Origin of the sequence: Desulforamulus aeronauticus DSM 10349, from assembly GCF_900142375.1 — a bacterium.
Classification (GTDB): Bacteria; Bacillota; Desulfotomaculia; order Desulfotomaculales; family Desulfotomaculaceae; genus Desulfotomaculum; species Desulfotomaculum aeronauticum.
Genome location: NZ_FRAR01000051.1, coordinates 1 through 3,044, shown reverse-complemented (window position 1 = coordinate 3,044; position 3,044 = coordinate 1). Strand labels below are relative to the sequence as shown.

Below are 3,044 nucleotides of genomic sequence, written 5' to 3'. Positions count from 1 at the left end.
TCACCTCCCGTTGGGGTGTTTGTTGTTCCTTACAGGTATTACTATAACAAAGGAGTTTCACAAAACTGTTTCATAAATATCACGTTTTGTTGATATTTGCCCACTGGGAAAGCGAAAAAAGGGAACTGAGAAAATTCCCAGTTCCTAATGAAAGCTGATGTAATTCAGTTAAACAATATTACTTATAGACGATGGTTGTAAACATACCTCCGGCTGGATCGGTCATGTTATTGGACATATGATGGGGGATATGACAGTGGAAGGGCCAGATACCCGGATTGTCTGCCACAAATTCGATATCCCAAGTTTCCCCGGAGGCTACCAAAATGGTGTTGCGAGTCAAGCGTGCCGGGGGTGGAATGGGGTTACCGTCCACAGCAGTTACCACAAATTGATGACCATGAATATGAATGGGGTGAGCCATTTCCTGTGTATTGCCTAAGCGAATCCGTACCCGTTCCCCTTTGCAAACCTCTAGGGAAGTTACGAAGGGGAAGCAACGTCCGTTCATGGTAAAGAAGTTAAAATCGTGGTTGTGCGGGTCGATGGGGTAAACACCGGGCTTTACCACGCCCATCGGCAAGTCCGGTAAAGCAAATTCACCCAGCATAATGAAGTAATCTCGCTGAACATTCTCCAAACGGGGATTCTGAATAATTAGGCCTCCGCTCAAACCCAACATCTCCTGACGGAGGGCGTTGTGGTGGGTGTGATACATATGGGTACCCGGATGGTTAACGATTTTAAAATTGTAATCGAAATAGCTCCCAGGAGGAATAAGTGGGCTGGGCTCTACATCGGGCACACCGTCCATGATATTGGGGACATCTAGGCCATGCCAGTGGACGCTGGTGGGTTCGGGCAGGCGGTTGTGCACCCGGAAGTTTACATGGTCGCCGGGGTAAACCAGAATGGTAGGTCCGGGGATGCTACCGTTATAACCATAGCCTTGCATAAATAAGCCTGGAAGTATTTCTCTCTGAACTGGTTCGACCACCAGTTCAAAGTATTTTACTCCATTTCTTTCCACACAGGGTAAATTGGGAACATCAGGGCTGATAATCATAGAATCAACTCCGTTTTTGTTTATTCTATGGTATAGGGTTCAACTGGCTACCGTTATGCTGCTGTTTCTTCTTATTCTAAACTAAACCCTAAATGATAAGGTGTTGGAGTAATCCAGCACCTTATTTGCTAAAAAGGCTTGCGATGGTTTTCAGATAAGGCTCTTTTCTAAAATATTGCTGCTTTTACCCAGTTATAGTATGGGGATACCTCTTTAAGACCGAAGAAATTGTGTGAAGAAAACCTTTAAATCTAGCATTTTCAAGGTTTTATCCATCTTTGAATAGCAACAATTTTGTAGAGGGGGCTTTATTTTGGCAAGTGGTAAAAAATATTCAGGTAGGCAAGGGACCTAACGGTGGTGAGTGTGAATAGACTAAATAGTGACAAGTTATGTATGAGGTGATCATTTTGTCCCAATCAGCAGTTTGTTTCTTAGTCTCTTTAGGTAGAGTTGAAAACAGTACGGAAATTAAGTGCTGGGTAGCAAATGAAGCCAAAAAATTCGGAGTATTACAAAAATGTCAACTCGAAGAAAATCAAATTTTGATTTACTCAGTCGGCACATCTCAGGATCTAGCTCAATTTCTTATAGAGCTATTAGATGGTTTAAGTAAGAAATACGGAGATGTAAAATTGAAGGTTAGATATTGTGGATCAAAAGAAAATTATAAGTCTAATCCATTTTTTGATTAACTACTTAGGAACAAATCATCCCTATATCCATATATTGGTATAGAGGTGATTACAATGCAAAAAGACTTAGAAAACTTGCGTAATGCAGTAGCAAGAGAACTTTTGCGAGCGGTAACTCTTTATTTGAAAGCTTCCCAAGAGGTGCTAAATGAACCATTTACGGACGGTATGACTTATCAGGAATATTTTGCTCATGAGGCCAGCGATGAAATGCTCCATTATCTTCAGGAATTGAACTTGATCGCACAGCGTGATCCGATACAACAAGAGGCCTTTGCCGATCATAATTTGCAGGCATTCTTAACAAGTGCTACTGCCCCATCCTTTTGGTTTGGTCCCTATTATTATCCATCAAGCGAACGTGAAATACGATGGCATAAAACCTACGACTATGTTGTGGAATCTATAGTAACCGAAATGGAAACGATCAACCTGTATGAAAGTTATATTCAAGAAACAAAGGATAAAGATTTAAAGATTGCACTAACCGAAATAGTGAATCATGAGAAAGGCGACTTAGCTGACTTCAATCAAATGCTTTTTTCTCTTCTTTCCAATCCGCCAGTAGTACAAACACAACAAAGCAACGGGCAGATGCAATTTACCTTAGCTCAATTAACTCAGTACAACGGAACCAATGGAATGCCTGCCTATATTGCGGTTAGTGGGAAGGTTTACGATGTAACTCGTGTTCCAGCTTGGCAAGGTGGTAGTCATTATGGACTTATGGCTGGTCGGGATGTGACTGCACAATTTATGAATTGCCATCCAGCACAAGGTATGATCCTGAATGGATTACCTTTAGTTGGTGTTTTAGTATAAGGCTTGGTATAAGAACCATATAGTTTTTGATACTTTTATACCAGCGATAAAATGGACGAGTTTTTCTCGATGGACTTTATAGAATAGCCAATTACAACAAACTTAGGTGGGGTCAAAGGCTATTGTATACCGGTAGAAGATAAGAAAAAGCACGAACTCCTTAAGCAGGAATTCGTGCTTAAAATATTTATTGGGGGTTTATAGGGTCCAAGGTGCTTAAAAGCAATTTACTTACTTGCAGGCGTACTGAAATTACCCATCATGCCAGGTCCCATCCCGGAACCATTGCCCATCATGTTCATCATGTTACCATTCATCATGTTACCATTCATCATGGGTCCCATGCCATTTTGGCTGTGGAATTCCTTCATTTGATCAAAGTGCTGACTCCAGTTTTGGGACTGTTCTTCGGTGATTTGACCATCCTTCACAGCTTGATCCAGCCAGGTTTTATGCTGGTC

General features: G+C 41.5%; 3 protein-coding genes and 1 pseudogene. 2 read left to right on the top strand and 2 right to left on the bottom strand.

Going from position 1 to position 3,044, the window contains the following annotated elements; all coding sequences use genetic code 11:
- Nucleotides 1–178: 178 nt before the first annotated feature.
- Nucleotides 179–1,066 carry a multicopper oxidase family protein gene (locus BUA78_RS19570; protein ID WP_072917898.1) on the bottom strand — a complete coding sequence of 296 codons (888 nt, stop codon included), beginning with the start codon at nt 1,064–1,066 and terminating at the stop codon, nt 179–181.
- Between the two features lie 410 nt (nt 1,067–1,476).
- On the opposite strand from BUA78_RS19570, the gene BUA78_RS19565 reads away from it, so the two are divergent.
- Together BUA78_RS19565 and BUA78_RS19560 are read left to right on the top strand one after the other, a co-directional pair.
- Nucleotides 1,477–1,761, top strand: coding sequence for a hypothetical protein (locus BUA78_RS19565; protein WP_072917895.1), 285 nt, complete (start codon nt 1,477–1,479; stop codon nt 1,759–1,761).
- A 54-nt stretch (nt 1,762–1,815) separates the two neighbouring features.
- Nucleotides 1,816–2,583 carry a cytochrome b5 domain-containing protein gene (locus BUA78_RS19560; protein ID WP_072917893.1) on the top strand — a complete coding sequence of 256 codons (768 nt, stop codon included), beginning with the start codon at nt 1,816–1,818 and terminating at the stop codon, nt 2,581–2,583.
- A 227-nt stretch (nt 2,584–2,810) separates the two neighbouring features.
- Here BUA78_RS19560 and BUA78_RS19555 read toward each other — a convergent pair.
- Nucleotides 2,811–3,044: pseudogene (locus BUA78_RS19555) on the bottom strand (hypothetical protein); the annotation flags it as partial.